This is a genomic window from Aliihoeflea aestuarii (assembly GCF_024105665.1).
GTDB lineage: Bacteria > Pseudomonadota > Alphaproteobacteria > Rhizobiales > Rhizobiaceae > Aliihoeflea > Aliihoeflea aestuarii.
Genome location: NZ_JAAAMK010000002.1, coordinates 538,586 through 551,974, shown reverse-complemented (window position 1 = coordinate 551,974; position 13,389 = coordinate 538,586). Strand labels below are relative to the sequence as shown.

The window sequence follows — 13,389 nt, the reverse complement described above, 5'->3', positions numbered from 1 at the left end:
AGCTACAGATCACGGCGGCGAACGAAAGCGAATTTTTCGCCTTTTCCTGACGCGATGCCGACAGGTCGCGGCCCGTTTCGGCGATGTCGCTTTTAGGCCGAGTTCGTGCTTTTGCGCCGTCCTATGTTCGCGGTCGTAAAACACGACCGCGCGAGTGCGGCACGACCTGTTCGGGGAACATCATGGCATTGAAGGAAAAGGCGCGCGCGGTTGTCATCGGAGGGGGAGTGGTCGGCGTCTCGACGCTTTATCATCTGGCGAAAAAGGGCTGGTCCGACGTCATCCTGATCGAGCGAAAGGAACTGACCTCCGGCTCGACCTGGCACGCCGCGGGTCTCTTGCCGCTGTTCAATATGAGCTATTCGGTCGGCCAGATTCATCGCTATTCTGTGAAGTTCTATCAGGAGCTTCAGGAAGAGACCGGCATGAATGTCGGCTTCACCCAATGCACGAACATCCGTCTCGCCCGCACGAAGGACCGCTGGGACGAGTTCATGTATTATGCGGGCGTCGCGGAGACGCTCGGCATTCCGGTGAATATCCTGACGCCCGAGCAGGTAAAGGAAATCTGGCCGCTCTGCGAGACGGACGGGCTTTTGGGCGCGATCCAGCATCCCGACGACGGCTATATCCAGCCGGCCGATCTGACGCAGGCGCTCGCTAAGGGCGCGCGCGACAATGGCGCGACGATCTACCGGAACACCACCGTGACCGCGATCGAGCAGACGGCGGACGGCAAGTGGCTGGTGAAGACCGACAAGGGCGACATCGAAGCGGAGCACATCGTCTCGGCCACCGGCAATTTCGCGCGCAAGACGGGCGAGATGGTCGGCCTGAACGTTCCGGTCATTCCGGTCGAGCACCAGTACATCGTCACCGAGCCGCATCCGGCGATCGTGGAGCGCAAGAAGCAGGGCCTGCCAGAAATGGGCGTGCTGCGCGAAAGCGACTCGTCCTGGTACATGCGTGAGGAAAATGGCGGCCTGCTGCTCGGACCTTACGAGCACGGCGCGCCGGTCTGCTATGTCGACGGTCCTTCCGACGATAGCGAATACGAGCTTTTCCAGGAAGACCTCGAGCGGCTGATGCCGCATATCGAGACGGCGATTGCGCGCGTTCCCGCCTTCGGCGAGGTCGGAATCAAGAAGGTCTATAACGGCGCGATCGCCTATACGCCGGACGGCTCGCCGATCATCGGCCCCGCACCGGGCCTGAAGAATTTCTGGCTCAATGAAGGCCATTCCTTCGGCGTGACGGCAGCCGGCGGCGCGGGCTGGCAGCTTGCCGAATGGATCGTCGAGGGCGAGCCGACCATCGACATGATGGGCGTCGATCCGCGTCGCTTCGGTCCCTATGCGACCGAAGGCTATCTCAAGGAGAAGAACGAAGAGGCTTATGCCAACGTCTTCACTATGCACTATCCGGACGAGGAGCGCGCCGCCGCACGCCCCCTGAAGACCACGCCGGTCTATTCGCGTCTCAAGGAGATGGGGGCCGTTTTCGGCTCGGTCTATGGCTGGGAGCGCGCGAACTGGTTCGCGCCGGACGGCTACGAGGTGCCGGCGAATGAATTGGGTGTCGGCGCGGACGTTCTGACCAACCACAACCACGCGCCCGCTCTGGAAGACGGCCGCATCGTCGAGCGCTGGTCGTTCCGTCGATCGAACTATTTCGAACATGTCGGCAACGAGGTGAAGGCCGTCCACGAGAAGGTCGGCTTGCTGGACATGTCCGCCTTCGCGAAGATGGAAGTCTCTGGTCCCGGCGCGCGCGCGTGGCTGGATTCAATCCTTGCCAACCGCATCCCGAAGAAACGCGGACGCATCGCGCTGACGCATCTTTTGACGCGAACCGGCGGCGTGAAGAGTGAATTCACCGTCTATGAGTGGAAGCCCGGCCGCTTTTATCTCGTTTCGGCCGGCGCTTATGAAGCACATGACCACGATGTGTTGCGCAAGCTGGCTCCGACGGACGGTTCGGTTACGCTTCAGCCGATCACCCAGATGTATGGCGTTCTCGTGCTGGCCGGTCCCAGGAGCCGCGACGTGCTGAAGAAGCTGACGCGCACGAGCCTTGCCAACGCCGATTTCCCTTGGCTCTCCGGCAAGGAAATCGCCGTCGGCACGGCGACGGCGCATGCGTTACGCGTCAATTTCGTCGGCGAACTCGGCTGGGAGTTGCACCATCCCATCGAGCAGCAGAACGCGATCTTCGACGCGCTGATGGAGGCAGGAGCCGAGTTCGGCATCAAGCCGTTCGGTATCCGCGCCATGACGGCAATGGCGATCGAGAAGAGCTACCGCCTGATCCCGCGCGAGCTTTCGATCGAATATTCGGCGTGGGAGAGCGGGCTCGACCGGTTCGTCCATCCCGACAAGGGTGACTTCATGGGCCGGGATGCGCTCGTCTCGCTCAAGGAAAAGGGACCGAACTGGACTTTCGTCACCCTCGACGTTCATGGTGTCACGGACGCCGATGCGCGTGGCAACGAGGCTATCCACAAGGACGGTAAGCTCATCGGCCGCGCGACCCATGGCGGCTATGGCTGGCGGGTGGACAAGAGCCTCGCGCTGGCCATGGTGAAGCCGGACTTCGCCGCCGAAGGCACAGAACTGGAAATCCAGATTCTCGGCAAGGCGCACAAGGCGACCGTGATCGGCGAGAGCCCGTTCGATCCGGATAATGCGGCATTGCGCGCGGATGGATGACGTAACGTCATCGTGACAGGAAAAGCCCGGCTCGACCGGGCTTTTTTCTTGGCCGTGAGAGCTTCGCGCGTATCCTCACAGTCATGACCGTTTCCGCTCGATCCCTTCCGTCGATCACAGGCAGCGTCGCGATGGCGCTGGCGATGACAGGCGAGACGGCTTTTGCGGATACGGAAATCGTCGACGTTCAACTCGTCATCGCGGCCGATGTATCGCTGTCGATGTCCTATGAGGAACTGCAGATCCAGCGCGAGGGCTATATCGCCGCGCTGACACATGACAGCGTCATCCGCGCGATCGAGGATGGGGCATATGGCCGGATCGCTCTTGCCATGTTCGAATGGGCGGGCGATCAGTCGCAGCATATGGTGGTGCCCTGGACGGTGATCGCTTCGCGGGCGGACGCCGAGGCCGTCGCGGCAAGGATGGCCGGGGTCCAGACCAACAGCGCTCGCCGCACGTCGATTTCCGGTGCGCTCGATTTCGCCGGCGATCTTTTCGCCGAGAGCGACTATCGCGGATTGAGGCGCGTCGTCGACATTTCGGGCGACGGGCCGAACAATCAGGGAGGGCCGGTGGTCGAGGCGCGCGAGCGGCTCGTCGCGCAGGGCATCGTCGTCAACGGTCTGCCGATGATGACCGACGGCGGCATGAGTTCGGTTTTCGATGTGCCGAACCTTGACGAATACTACAGCAATTGCGTGATCGGCGGACCGGGCGCCTTCGTCGTTCCGGTCAACGACTGGGACCAGTTTCCCGAGGCCGTGCGGCGAAAACTCGTGCTGGAACTTGCGGGCCCATGGTCGCCGACATGGCGCGACTATGCCGGGCGTGCACCGGTCATCGCGGTGTCGACCGTCGAAGCCTATGATTGCCTGATCGGCGAGAAGAGGTGGATGAACCGGTCGTGGAATTTTCCGTGACCGATCCTTCGCATCACGCCACCAGCAATTGGCGGCGTTCGCCGCGCTCCTGCTGCGGCGATCGGGCATAGACCTCGCGATAGCATTTGGAAAAATGCGAAGCGGAGACGAAACCGCAGGCGACCGCGACTTCCACCACGGGCATCGCCGACTGCAACAAAAGATGCCGCGCGCGGTCGAGCCGGATTTCCAGATAGTATCGGGCAGGGGATCGGCCCATCTCCTGCCGGAAAAGGCGCTCGATCTGGCGGCGCGACAGTCCCACATGATCGGCGATCTCGATCAGCGACAGCGGCTCAGTCAAGTTTGCCTCCATCAGTTCGATGATGGTCAGCACCTTGGAATTCTGAACGCCGAGACGCGCGCGAAGCGGCAGGCGCTGGCGATCGGTCGGGCTTCTCACGCGGTCGGTCAGCACCTGTTCGCAAACGCGGTTGACGAGGTGCTCGTCGAAATCATCGCCGATCAGCTTCAGCATCATGTCGAGCGCCGCCGTTCCGCCGGCGCAGGTATAGATGTTCTGATCCACCTCGAAGAGATCCGCGAACACGTTCGCCTTCGGAAATGCCTCGGCGAAGCCAGGCAGGTTTTCCCAGTGAATCGCGCAGCGCTTGTCCGACAGGAGCCCGGCGGCGGCCAGAATGTGCGCGCCGGTGCACAATCCACCGATGGCGACACCGCGATTATATTCCTCACGCAGCCAGGCGAATGCCGTCTTGCTGGAATAGGTCTCGACGCCGACGCCGGAACATACGATCACCATGGACGGGCGCTCGCCGCCGGTCATTTTTCGACGTTCGATTTCAAGCGAGGTGTTGACCGCGCATTCGACGTCGTTCGACGCTTTCACAGGATTGCCGTCGAGGCTTGCAAGACGCCACTGATAGGCTTCGTGGCCGAGCATGCGATTTGCGGCGCGGAGGGGCTCGATCGCTGTCGCAAATGCGATCATCGTGAAATCGGGCACAAGAAAGAAGACAATCGACCGCTTGACGCTTTTCCCGGCGTTCATCCAACACCCCGCCACCCGATTAGGACTGGTCGCGCCACAATGTCGCGATCAAGATAGCCTCAACAGGAAAGCTCTTTTGTGTCAATCGCATGGAGCTTTCCGTGAAAACTATTCCACGCAGATGGAAAAACTCGGGCTGAAAACACCAAAAGCCGCGCAGGGCAGGGCCTTGCGCGGCGGTCGATTTCAAAAGAATCCTTTTTAGACGAAGTAGCCGAGGCGCGACGCGTTCATTGCGCCGGTCTGGCCGGGCATCGTGCGGCCGAGGCGCTGGCGCTCCAGCGCGGTCGCGAGATTCATCGGGCGGTTGGCGGCGAAAATGCGCCGGAACAGTTTCATGACACGTCTCCATTCATAAATGACACGCGCAACGGCCTTCGCATCATGGAGTGGGGTCGTTCGTCGTTGCAGCACATATAGGGATTGCCGAGGACTTCGTACGCTGTAAAAGCGAAGTCCTCGGATGAAAAAGCGACATCAATCATGACCTTTTTCGGGCATCAGGCCGAACGTAAATCAGGCTGGAGTTCCCGGCAGCTCCGGCGTGGCGCTCGCGATCCATCGTCGAAAGCCTCGACCAGCGAATTGCGCGCGATGTCGCTGCGGATTTCGTCGGGCAGCGAGTTGAACAACTGAAACTGTTCGAGACGGTGATGGCGAGCCTTGCGGGCATTCCACCATCGATGCATGCGCGATGCGAATGACGGTTTCATCGGTGCGTCCTCCGGACCTTGAACCCGTCTTGATCGTCATCCGGCGTCCGGTAGCGATCGGGCCAGCCGATGTCGCGGCGGGTCGCATCGGACAGATCGTTCATCAGGGCTGTATTCCGGTTGCGGCGGTGTATGGCGATCAGGCCGTCGATCAGATGCGAAAAGGCGGAAATCATCAGCATTTCGGGTTTCCTTCCGATCTCTTGAACTGCGATGAATTGACAATGGGTCCGATTGAATGTTCAATCAAACGAAATGAAGTGAAGTTCTAATTCAGGAATTCTGATCATGAACGCCCCGCTCAATCACCCTCTGCCGTTGCTTGACCTCGATGTGCTGCGCACCTTCGTCGCTATCGCCGAGACCGGCAGTTTCACGGCTGCCGCCAATGCCGTTTTCCGCACGCCGTCGGCCGTTTCGATGCAGATCAAGAAGCTGGAGGAGACGCTCGGCCGCTCGGTCTTCATGCGCGACGCCCGTTCGGTGACGTTGACCAGCGACGGGGAGGTCCTGATCGGTTATGCGCGCCGTCTGATCGCGCTCAACCGCGAGGCGGTGGCCAAGTTCGTCATTCCCGACATCTCGGGCGTCGTTCGTCTCGGCTCCCCGGACGATTACGGCGAGCGGGTTCTTCCGCATGTCCTGAAACGCTTTGCGCAAACGCACCCGGCCATCGCCGTCGACGTGGTGATCGACCAGTCGGGGAATCTGCGCCGGCGGTTGAACGAAGGCATGCTCGATATCACCCTCTTCACCGTCTGTCGGTCGATCCCGGCCGAAGCGGAAGTGCTCCTGACCGAACCGATCGTCTGGGGCGGCGCAAAAGGCGGATGCGCACATGCGCGCGAACCGCTGCCACTGTCGATCTGGGAGGAGGGGTGCGCGTGGCGCTCGGCGGCACTCGAAGCGCTCGGCCGTGCAGGTCGGGATTATCGCATCGCCTATATGAGCGCGCATACGGCGGGGCAGCGCTCGGCGATCCTGTCCGATCTGGCCGTCGCACCCTTGCCGCGATCCTTCATCGGCGACGATATCGTGGCGCTTGGTCCCGAAGAAGGGCTTCCGCTTTTGCCGACCTACAATCTTGCGATGATCGTCGCGCCTGACGCATCCGCGCCGGTGAAAGCGGCGGCCGACCATATCCGCGCCACGTTCGAGGCTTTTCGCGAGACTGGGAAGTTTTAGCTTTTACGCAATTCCGGACGCAAAACCGCTTCGCACTTTTGCTGAAATTTCTTAGTCCCTGTTTCGCCGCGCCGCGCGTTCCTCGCGTGAGCGGCGGCGGGGGGCCGCGCTGTCGCCGTCCTGCGTGGCTGTCGCTTTTCGTTCAGGCAGCTTCACCTGCGCGGACAGTTTCGGGAACGGGTCGACCTTGTTCGGAAGTGCCATGGCGTCGACGAAAAGCTGCTGGAAATGCGGTTCCAGCGCCGTCTCGATCTTCTCGATATGCTGGACCGTCTCCTCGATCTCGCGGCGATAATCGCGGTTCAAAAGCGCCATCAGCGCGCCCGTACCCGCCGCATTGCCGACGGCCTTGACCTCGGCGAGATCGCAATCGGGAATGAGACCGAGTACCATCGCGTATTTCGGATCGATGAACGAGCCGAACGCGCCAGCGAAGCAGATCGTGTCTACGGTGTCGACGCCCTGCTTTTCCATCAGGAGCTTGATGCCCGCATAAAGGGCCGATTTGGCGAGTTGGATCGCGCGGACGTCGTTCTGGGTGACCGTTATGCGCTGCTTGCCGTCGTGGAGCAGATAGGAAGCCGTGCGGCCGGCCGTCAAAATGCGGGGCGAGCGCGCGGCAAGTGCGCCATCGACAACGCCGTCCTCGGTAATGATCCCCGACAGATACATCTCGGCGACGACCTCGATGATCGCGGAACCGCAAATCCCTGTGATGCCGACGGTTTCGGCTTCTTCGAAAAAGCCTGGCTCGTCGGACCATTTGTCGACGCCGATGACACGGAATTTCGGTTCCAGCGTGTCGGCATCGATACGCACGCGCTCGATCGCGCCGGGTGCCGCGCGCTGGCCGGACGAAATCTCCGCGCCCTCAAATGCGGGGCCTGTCGGCGAAGATGCGGCAAGCAGGCGCTGTCGGTTGCCGAGCACGATCTCTGCGTTGGTGCCGACATCCACCAGAAGCATCATCCGATCCTGCCGGTGCGGGCCTTCCGACAGCGTCGCGCCTGCGGCATCCGCGCCGACATGCCCGGCGATACAGGGCAGAAGGTAGATTCGAGCACCTTTGTTGACGGCAAGACCAAGCTCGCTGCCCCATGTGTGTACCGCGCCTGACACAGCCAGCGCGAAGGGAGCTTGCCCGAGTTCGGTCGGGTCGATGCCGAGAAACAGATGGTGCATGATCGGATTGCCGACGAAAACGGCGTCGAGCAGCGTGTCCGGCTCGACCTCTGCCTCTTTGCAGACCTCATCGATCAGACCATTGACCGCGCTGCGCACGGCCTTCGTCATCGCCTCGCGACCGTCGGGATTCATCATCACGTAGGATACGCGGCTCATCAGGTCTTCGCCGAAGCGGATCTGCGGATTCTGCGTGCCGGCGGTCGCGGCGATGCGACCCGACAGGAGCGAGACCAGGTGCATCGCGATCGTCGTAGAGCCGATGTCGCAGGCGATGCCGTACGCCTCGTTTTTCAGGCCCGGCCAGAGCGCGATGATCGTCGGGCGCGAGGATTGCAGATCGCGGTGAATGGCGGCTGTGACGCCCCAGTTGCCGTTTCGCAAAATGGACTGGACCTGCGGCAGCAGATGCTGCGAGACGAGCAAATCCTGCCAGCCCCAATCCCTTTCCAGCATCACCTTCAGCCGGTCGAGATCGCCGAGCGGCTTGTGCATGTCGGGCTCGTCGACCTCGACATAGCAAAGCTGCACCGCCGGGTTGCGCTCGATGACGCGATCGATGGGCGATTTGCGCACGAGCTGCGCGTTGATCTGGACGTCCTGCGGAACGTCGATGACGAGATCGCCCTGAATGGTCGCCGAGCACGAGAGCCGCCGGCCCTCCTTCAGATCGCGGACGCGCGCATAGCGCTCTTCCTTAGCGCCGAAGGCTGAGATGTGGTCGGCAAAGGACGAAATCTTGTGCTTGGCGAAATGGCCTTCCTGAACCTCGATCTGGCAGCGCCCGCAAGTCGCCCGCCCGCCACACACGCTTTCGACATAGACACCGAGTTCGCGTGCGGCATCGAGCACGGTCGTCCCAGCGGGAAAGCGTCCGCGCTTGCCCGATGGCATGAACAGGACCAGCGGGTCCTTGATGTTGGAGGGGGCGTTCAAGGACGTGCTTTCGTGTTGCAGGGGGGGCGACGACGCGAAATCATCTCAGTCTCTGATACTACCCCCGCGCCATCCGCGCTTCGCGTCCGCCCCGGCGGCGTCCGTTGGAAGCCGCGCCTTCGCCTGGCGCGTTGACGGCGACTGGCGCTGCAACGGCGTGGCCGCCTTCGGTCGGCTTGTAATCCTTGTAGGTCTTGATCCAGGTCATGCAATCCCTGTCGGTGCCGGCCAGGACGTTGGCGCCGCGTACCGCCTCCATTTCCTGCGGACGGCAGGGGTTCATGATCGCGCTGGTCATGCCCGCGCCGATGACCATGGGAATGAAGGCCGCATTGATGCCATGGCGGTGCGGCAAGCCGAAGGAGATGTTCGACAGGCCGCAGGTCGTGTTGACCTTGAGTTCCTCGCGCAGACGCCGAAGCAGGGCGAAGACCTGACGCCCGGCATCACCCAATGCCCCGATCGGCATGACGAGCGGATCGACCACCACGTCATGGGCCGGAATACCGAAATCGGCGCAGCGCTCGACGATTTTCTTGGCGACCGCGAAGCGCACGTCCGGGTCCATCGAAATGCCGGTCTCGTCGTTGGAGATCGCCACCACCGGCACGTTGTACTTCTTGATGAGCGGCAGGATCGCTTCCAGCTTTTCCTCTTCGCCCGTCACCGAGTTGACCAGCGGACGGCCCTTGGCGACCTTCAGCGCCGCCTCGATTGCCGCCGAGACGGAGCTGTCGATCGACAGCGGCACGTCGACGAGGTTCTGGACGATCTCCAGCGTCTTGACGAGAAGGGCCGGTTCCGTCGCGTTGGGGTCGACGGCGGTCACGCCCGCATTTACGTCCAGCATCGTCGCGCCCGCCGCAACCTGTTCGAGTGCATCCTTCGTCACCGTGTCGAAATTGCCCTCGACCATCTCGGCCGCAAGCTTCTTGCGGCCGGTCGGGTTGATGCGCTCGCCGATCACGCAAAAGGGCTGGTCGAAGCCGATGACGATCTCTCGGGTCGCGGAGGCGACGATGGTGCGGGTCATTTGCGGGATCCTTGCGCGACGGGTTTCAAAGCGAGGCGTAGTTCGCAGGCGACGGGACAACAGCCGGCCAGGACCCGCGCTCGACCAGCCATTCGGTGCTTTTCTTGAGGCCGCCGAACGGGAAGACGTGAATCTGGGCGATCGCGCTTTCGGGCGTAGTGGCAACGTGGTTTTCGATCGGGCCGACCATGCCTTCGGGTGAATGGCTGGTCGCCAGCGCGGTCAGCGACAGGGCGTTCTTCTTCAGGAAGGAGATCGAATTGCCGACGCCGCACATGGCGGCGAATTTGATCAACGTCGTGATCTTGGCCGGTCCGGCCACGCCCAGATGGACAGGCATGTCGATGCCCTGTGCCTTCAGCCCTTCGGCCCATTCTATGAATTTGGACGCATCGAAGCCGAACTGCGTGACGATACGCATATCGATGCCCGTCCGCCTGCCGAAATCCTGCTTCTGGCGAAGCGCCTCGATCGCCACCGCGTTGGAAAAATCCGGATTGCCTTCCGGGTGCCCGGCAATGCCGATATGGGTGATGCTGTTCGTCTCGAAGAAGCCCGTATTGAGAACATCCATGGTCGAGCCGAATTCACCGGCCGGTTTTTCAAGGCCGCCGCCGATGACGAGAACGTCGGTCACACCGGCTTCGCTCACCGTTCGGCGCACGCGCTCCTCAAGCGCCGCACGCGTCGTCAGCCGGCGCGAGGCAAAGTGGGGCACCGGCCTGTAGCCGAGATCATGGATGCGTCTGGCGGCCGCGACCAGCGCGTCGGTCGCATCGTTTCCGATGTCTGTGATGTATACACGAGTTCCCTGCGGGAACAGTCCCGGCAGGTCCGAAGATTCGAGCGCCTGTGTAGGCGCGACCTCTATCGAAGCAGAAATTCCGGTCATTGGTGGGGATCCTCCCGCAATGGTTCATGTCCTCCCGCCTTGACCAGAGCGACAAGGCGCTCGCGATCATAGGCGGTCTCCATTTCCCCCAAAGCCTTGTCAGCCTCGGCTTCGAGGTCATCCCCAACAGAAATCGGATCGGCCTTTCGCCATTCCGCAAGATAGGCGTCGGTCTCACCCGCGCCTGTTCTCATCGCGCACATGTCGATTGCTTCGGTGAAGCGCAGCGACAATTCACGCTTGGCATTCTGGCGACCTCTCCGCACGATGATCTGTGCCGGGATGTCACGCCAGTATACAATTATCAGGTCTGCCATAAAGGCTCCGACGATATCAATTCATGTCGGAGCATTGCCGCAAGGCGATCTGTGCTGCTTGTTGTGCGACGACGCGGGGGCACTCAAAAGCGACGTCGCGGAAAACGGCTCCGTGCCGGCGCGTCGCTCAGCGGCGCAATTGCAAGATGTCGAAGGTCGATTCGGTGTGCGGAAACGGAAAGGCGATCTGCCAGGCGGCCTCGTCGGTGCGGATCGCGTAGCCGACCTGATCGCTTTGCGGGCCGGCGCCGTATTGCGTAGCCGTGTCGCCGGCGACGAAAGACGAGCCGAGATAGGTCATCCGCGTGTCGCTTTCAGTGAAGAAACGGCCGACCGTGCGCTGCGAACCCGTCAGTTTTTCGAGCCGCCAGCCCGATCCGTCGTCGGTGACGCGGCAGTCGAACCATCCATAGACGACAAGTTCAGCCAGACCGCCCGCTTTGATCGTACGGCACTTCCATTCGCCGGTAAGGTCGAAATCCGCCAGGGGCAACGCGTCGGCGTCGAGCGCGGCCAGGAATGTCGCCGTCGCATCCGCGTCAGCCGATCCGGCGGCTTCCTCGATGGCCTTGTCACGCGCTTCGTCGAAGCGTTCCAGCCGGTCGCTGTCCGCATCTGTGATGATCGACAGGATTTCCCCCGTCGCATACGCGCAGGACAAGGAGGCGGAAAAGAAGAACAGGGCGAGCGACAGGCGATGATGCATGGCCGAAAATCCGTCGACATTGAAAATCAGGTCGACGTGATCGCCGCTTGGTGCGCCTTTTTAAGGGCAAGGGTGAGGTCGCCATAGCCGGTGAAGCGGCGTTCATAGGCAAGGCCGAGCATGTCTGCGGCGCGGATCGCGACGGCCTCCAGCTCAGGGGTCTCGGTTTGCGCCAGATAGACGACCTTCTCGTAATTGCCGAAGAAATCCTTCGCCAGTTCCGGGTGCCGGTCGAGCCCCATGGGCTTCATGAAGAAGGCGTCGAAATGACGGCACAGAAAGTCGGTCATGTAGAAGGACGTCATGTCGTCTTCCGCGACTTTCGTGAAGTCGGCCAGACCCTGATAGAATGCGAAGCAGTGCGGCCCGGCGATCCGCTCGACGCCATGCGCCGCGCATACGCGGTCGAGGTCACCACCTGTGCCGCAATCGGCGTAGCCTACGAAAATACTGCCATAGCCTTGCGCGCGGGCTTTGAGGATTGCAGCGTCGAGCGCCGGCGCGATCCGGTCGGGTCGATAGTGGAATTCAGCGGGAAGGCAAGTCAGGTCGAGGTGATCGAGTCCCGACATATCCCTGACCGCAATGATTTCCCGCGCGATCATTCCGCACGCGATAATGAGAACCTTTTCCGCATTTGGACGTTGTGGCGAAACGGAGGCCATTTCGGCAGCCCATACCTGACTTCTGGAGGTTAGATCATATGTCCAAGGCAATTTCACGTCTTGCCGTCGTTTTCGCCGTCGTTGCCCTTGCCAGCGGCTGCGCCAATACGATTCGCGGCGTTGGTGCCGATGCGGCCAATACCGTAGACGCGACGCAGCGTGCCGGTAGCGATGTGGCTGGCGCGGTCGACTAGTTCGGCCACAACCAATCAAAAAAGGCGCCGCAAGGCGCCTTTTTCGCATCAGGCCGAAACGCGCGTATTGTGCTTGCGCTTCATGAAGTCCTTGGCCGTCTCCACGGTCACGGCGGCGTCCCGGCAATAGGCATCCGCACCGACGGCCTTGCCGAATTCCTCGTTCAGCGGTGCGCCACCGACGAGCACGACGTAATCGTCGCGAATGCCTTTTTCCTTCATCGTGTCGATGACGACTTTCATGTATGGCATGGTCGTCGTCAAAAGGGCCGACATTCCGATGATGTCCGGCTGATGTTCTTCCAGCGCGGCCAGATATTTCTCCACCGGATTGTTGATGCCGAGGTCGATGACGTCGAAGCCCGCGCCCTCCATCATCATGCCGACGAGGTTCTTGCCGATGTCGTGGATGTCGCCCTTGACCGTGCCGATGACCATCTTGCCCTGCTTGGGAGCATTGGTTGCGGCTAGAAGCGGACGCAGGATGAACATGCCCGCCTTCATCGCGTTGGCCGACAGAAGCACTTCCGGCACGAAGAGGATGCCGTCGCGAAAATCCTCGCCGACGATGCGCATGCCTTCGACGAGAGCCTCCGTCAGAACCTTGTAGGGTGCCCAGCCGCGCTCCAGAAGGATGTTCGTGCCTTCCTCGATCTCTTCTTTGAGGCCATCGTAAAGATCGTCGTGCATCTGCTGCACGAGTTCGTCGTCGGACAGTTCGGACAGGATGATTTCGTCGTCGGACATGAGGCACTCCCAATAGGCGTTTCCGGCGACGCGCGCCCAATTTGCAATGTCCAATTCATATGCGGCGACCGCGTTGCGCCATAGCCGGATTGCGACGTTCGAGAATATGAAAACGACCGGAAATTCCGCCGATTCGGTTGGGGGCAGGGGTGTCGATTTTGCGACAGGGTTTGGCG

16 protein-coding genes are annotated in these 13,389 nt (G+C 61.5%); 5 read left to right on the top strand and 11 right to left on the bottom strand.

All coding sequences use genetic code 11. The annotated features are described in order from the left end of the window. Nucleotides 1-188: 188 nt before the first annotated feature. Together GTW25_RS07080 and GTW25_RS07075 are read left to right on the top strand one after the other, a co-directional pair. The gene (locus GTW25_RS07080; protein ID WP_252911451.1) at nucleotides 189-2,708 is read left to right on the top strand and encodes a GcvT family protein; all 2,520 of its coding nucleotides are present in this window, start codon (nucleotides 189-191) and stop codon (nucleotides 2,706-2,708) included. 83 nt (nucleotides 2,709-2,791) lie between these two features. Then, the gene (locus tag GTW25_RS07075; protein WP_252911240.1) at nucleotides 2,792-3,631 is read left to right on the top strand and encodes a DUF1194 domain-containing protein; all 840 of its coding nucleotides are present in this window, start codon (nucleotides 2,792-2,794) and stop codon (nucleotides 3,629-3,631) included. Between the two features lie 13 nt (nucleotides 3,632-3,644). On the opposite strand, the gene GTW25_RS07070 is transcribed toward GTW25_RS07075, so the two are convergent. Beyond that, the gene (locus GTW25_RS07070) at nucleotides 3,645-4,643 is read right to left on the bottom strand and encodes a GlxA family transcriptional regulator (protein ID WP_252911239.1); all 999 of its coding nucleotides are present in this window, start codon (nucleotides 4,641-4,643) and stop codon (nucleotides 3,645-3,647) included. Here GTW25_RS07070 and GTW25_RS07065 point away from each other — a divergent pair. Beyond that, a complete protein-coding gene (locus GTW25_RS07065; RefSeq protein ID WP_252911462.1) occupies nucleotides 4,534-4,848 on the top strand; it encodes a hypothetical protein in 315 nt (104 codons plus the stop codon). The two genes, GTW25_RS07070 and GTW25_RS07065, sit on opposite strands and share 110 nt — an antisense overlap. Here the strand turns inward: GTW25_RS07065 and GTW25_RS07060 are convergent. The 3 genes from GTW25_RS07060 to GTW25_RS07050 all read right to left on the bottom strand — a co-directional run bounded on the left by GTW25_RS07060 (nucleotide 4,845) and on the right by GTW25_RS07050 (nucleotide 5,538). Then, a complete protein-coding gene (locus tag GTW25_RS07060; RefSeq protein ID WP_252911238.1) occupies nucleotides 4,845-4,982 on the bottom strand; it encodes a hypothetical protein in 138 nt (45 codons plus the stop codon). The genes GTW25_RS07065 and GTW25_RS07060 overlap by 4 nt on opposite strands. A gap of 161 nt (nucleotides 4,983-5,143) precedes the next feature. Further along, a complete protein-coding gene (locus tag GTW25_RS07055) occupies nucleotides 5,144-5,356 on the bottom strand; it encodes a hypothetical protein (protein WP_252911237.1) in 213 nt (70 codons plus the stop codon). Then, nucleotides 5,353-5,538, bottom strand: coding sequence for a hypothetical protein (locus GTW25_RS07050; RefSeq protein ID WP_252911236.1), 186 nt, complete (start codon nucleotides 5,536-5,538; stop codon nucleotides 5,353-5,355). The genes GTW25_RS07055 and GTW25_RS07050 overlap by 4 nt, the downstream gene beginning before the upstream one ends. Nucleotides 5,539-5,644: 106 nt before the next feature. On the opposite strand from GTW25_RS07050, the gene GTW25_RS07045 reads away from it, so the two are divergent. Further along, on the top strand, nucleotides 5,645-6,541 hold the full coding sequence (locus GTW25_RS07045) for a LysR substrate-binding domain-containing protein (RefSeq protein ID WP_252911235.1): 897 nt from the start codon (nucleotides 5,645-5,647) through the stop codon (nucleotides 6,539-6,541). Between the two features lie 51 nt (nucleotides 6,542-6,592). Here GTW25_RS07045 and GTW25_RS07040 read toward each other — a convergent pair whose 3' ends face one another. From GTW25_RS07040 to GTW25_RS07015, 6 genes are all read right to left on the bottom strand, one after another. Continuing rightward, nucleotides 6,593-8,617, bottom strand: coding sequence for an ASKHA domain-containing protein (locus tag GTW25_RS07040; protein ID WP_252911450.1), 2,025 nt, complete (start codon nucleotides 8,615-8,617; stop codon nucleotides 6,593-6,595). Nucleotides 8,618-8,717: 100 nt separating this feature from the next. Next, the gene (locus GTW25_RS07035) at nucleotides 8,718-9,692 is read right to left on the bottom strand and encodes a methyltetrahydrofolate cobalamin methyltransferase (RefSeq protein ID WP_252911234.1); all 975 of its coding nucleotides are present in this window, start codon (nucleotides 9,690-9,692) and stop codon (nucleotides 8,718-8,720) included. 25 nt (nucleotides 9,693-9,717) lie between these two features. Further along, entirely contained in the window at nucleotides 9,718-10,584 is an 867-nt protein-coding gene (locus GTW25_RS07030; protein ID WP_252911233.1) for a methylenetetrahydrofolate reductase, read from the bottom strand. Next, on the bottom strand, nucleotides 10,581-10,901 hold the full coding sequence (locus tag GTW25_RS07025; protein ID WP_252911232.1) for a virulence factor: 321 nt from the start codon (nucleotides 10,899-10,901) through the stop codon (nucleotides 10,581-10,583). Before GTW25_RS07025 ends, GTW25_RS07030 begins: the two co-directional genes overlap by 4 nt. 127 nt (nucleotides 10,902-11,028) lie before the next feature. Further along, nucleotides 11,029-11,607 (bottom strand): DUF4893 domain-containing protein, encoded by a 579-nt coding sequence (locus GTW25_RS07020; RefSeq protein ID WP_252911231.1) that lies wholly within the window; start codon nucleotides 11,605-11,607, stop codon nucleotides 11,029-11,031. Between the two features lie 26 nt (nucleotides 11,608-11,633). Then, on the bottom strand, nucleotides 11,634-12,272 hold the full coding sequence (locus GTW25_RS07015; RefSeq protein ID WP_252911230.1) for a DUF1638 domain-containing protein: 639 nt from the start codon (nucleotides 12,270-12,272) through the stop codon (nucleotides 11,634-11,636). 38 nt (nucleotides 12,273-12,310) lie between these two features. Between GTW25_RS07015 and GTW25_RS07010 the strand changes: the two genes are divergently transcribed. Beyond that, entirely contained in the window at nucleotides 12,311-12,466 is a 156-nt protein-coding gene (locus GTW25_RS07010; RefSeq protein WP_252911229.1) for an entericidin domain-containing protein, read from the top strand. Nucleotides 12,467-12,514: 48 nt separating this feature from the next. On the opposite strand, the gene GTW25_RS07005 is transcribed toward GTW25_RS07010, so the two are convergent. Further along, nucleotides 12,515-13,213, bottom strand: a complete 699-nt coding sequence (locus GTW25_RS07005; RefSeq protein ID WP_252911228.1) for a cobalamin B12-binding domain-containing protein — start codon at nucleotides 13,211-13,213, stop codon at nucleotides 12,515-12,517. Between the last annotated feature and the right edge of the window lie 176 nt (nucleotides 13,214-13,389).

Coding starts and splice junctions, on each gene's coding strand:
- GTW25_RS07075 (WP_252911240.1), top strand. CDS start 2,792: ATGACCGTTTCCGCTCGATCCCTTCCGTCGATCACAGGCAGCGTCGCG.
- GTW25_RS07065 (WP_252911462.1), top strand. CDS start 4,534: ATGCGATTTGCGGCGCGGAGGGGCTCGATCGCTGTCGCAAATGCGATC.
- GTW25_RS07070 (WP_252911239.1), bottom strand. CDS start 4,643: ATGAACGCCGGGAAAAGCGTCAAGCGGTCGATTGTCTTCTTTCTTGTG.
- GTW25_RS07060 (WP_252911238.1), bottom strand. CDS start 4,982: ATGAAACTGTTCCGGCGCATTTTCGCCGCCAACCGCCCGATGAATCTC.
- GTW25_RS07055 (WP_252911237.1), bottom strand. CDS start 5,356: ATGAAACCGTCATTCGCATCGCGCATGCATCGATGGTGGAATGCCCGC.
- GTW25_RS07050 (WP_252911236.1), bottom strand. CDS start 5,538: ATGCTGATGATTTCCGCCTTTTCGCATCTGATCGACGGCCTGATCGCC.
- GTW25_RS07045 (WP_252911235.1), top strand. CDS start 5,645: ATGAACGCCCCGCTCAATCACCCTCTGCCGTTGCTTGACCTCGATGTG.
- GTW25_RS07040 (WP_252911450.1), bottom strand. CDS start 8,617: ATGCCATCGGGCAAGCGCGGACGCTTTCCCGCTGGGACGACCGTGCTC.
- GTW25_RS07035 (WP_252911234.1), bottom strand. CDS start 9,692: ATGACCCGCACCATCGTCGCCTCCGCGACCCGAGAGATCGTCATCGGC.
- GTW25_RS07030 (WP_252911233.1), bottom strand. CDS start 10,584: ATGACCGGAATTTCTGCTTCGATAGAGGTCGCGCCTACACAGGCGCTC.
- GTW25_RS07025 (WP_252911232.1), bottom strand. CDS start 10,901: ATGGCAGACCTGATAATTGTATACTGGCGTGACATCCCGGCACAGATC.
- GTW25_RS07020 (WP_252911231.1), bottom strand. CDS start 11,607: ATGCATCATCGCCTGTCGCTCGCCCTGTTCTTCTTTTCCGCCTCCTTG.
- GTW25_RS07015 (WP_252911230.1), bottom strand. CDS start 12,272: ATGGCCTCCGTTTCGCCACAACGTCCAAATGCGGAAAAGGTTCTCATT.
- GTW25_RS07010 (WP_252911229.1), top strand. CDS start 12,311: ATGTCCAAGGCAATTTCACGTCTTGCCGTCGTTTTCGCCGTCGTTGCC.
- GTW25_RS07005 (WP_252911228.1), bottom strand. CDS start 13,213: ATGTCCGACGACGAAATCATCCTGTCCGAACTGTCCGACGACGAACTC.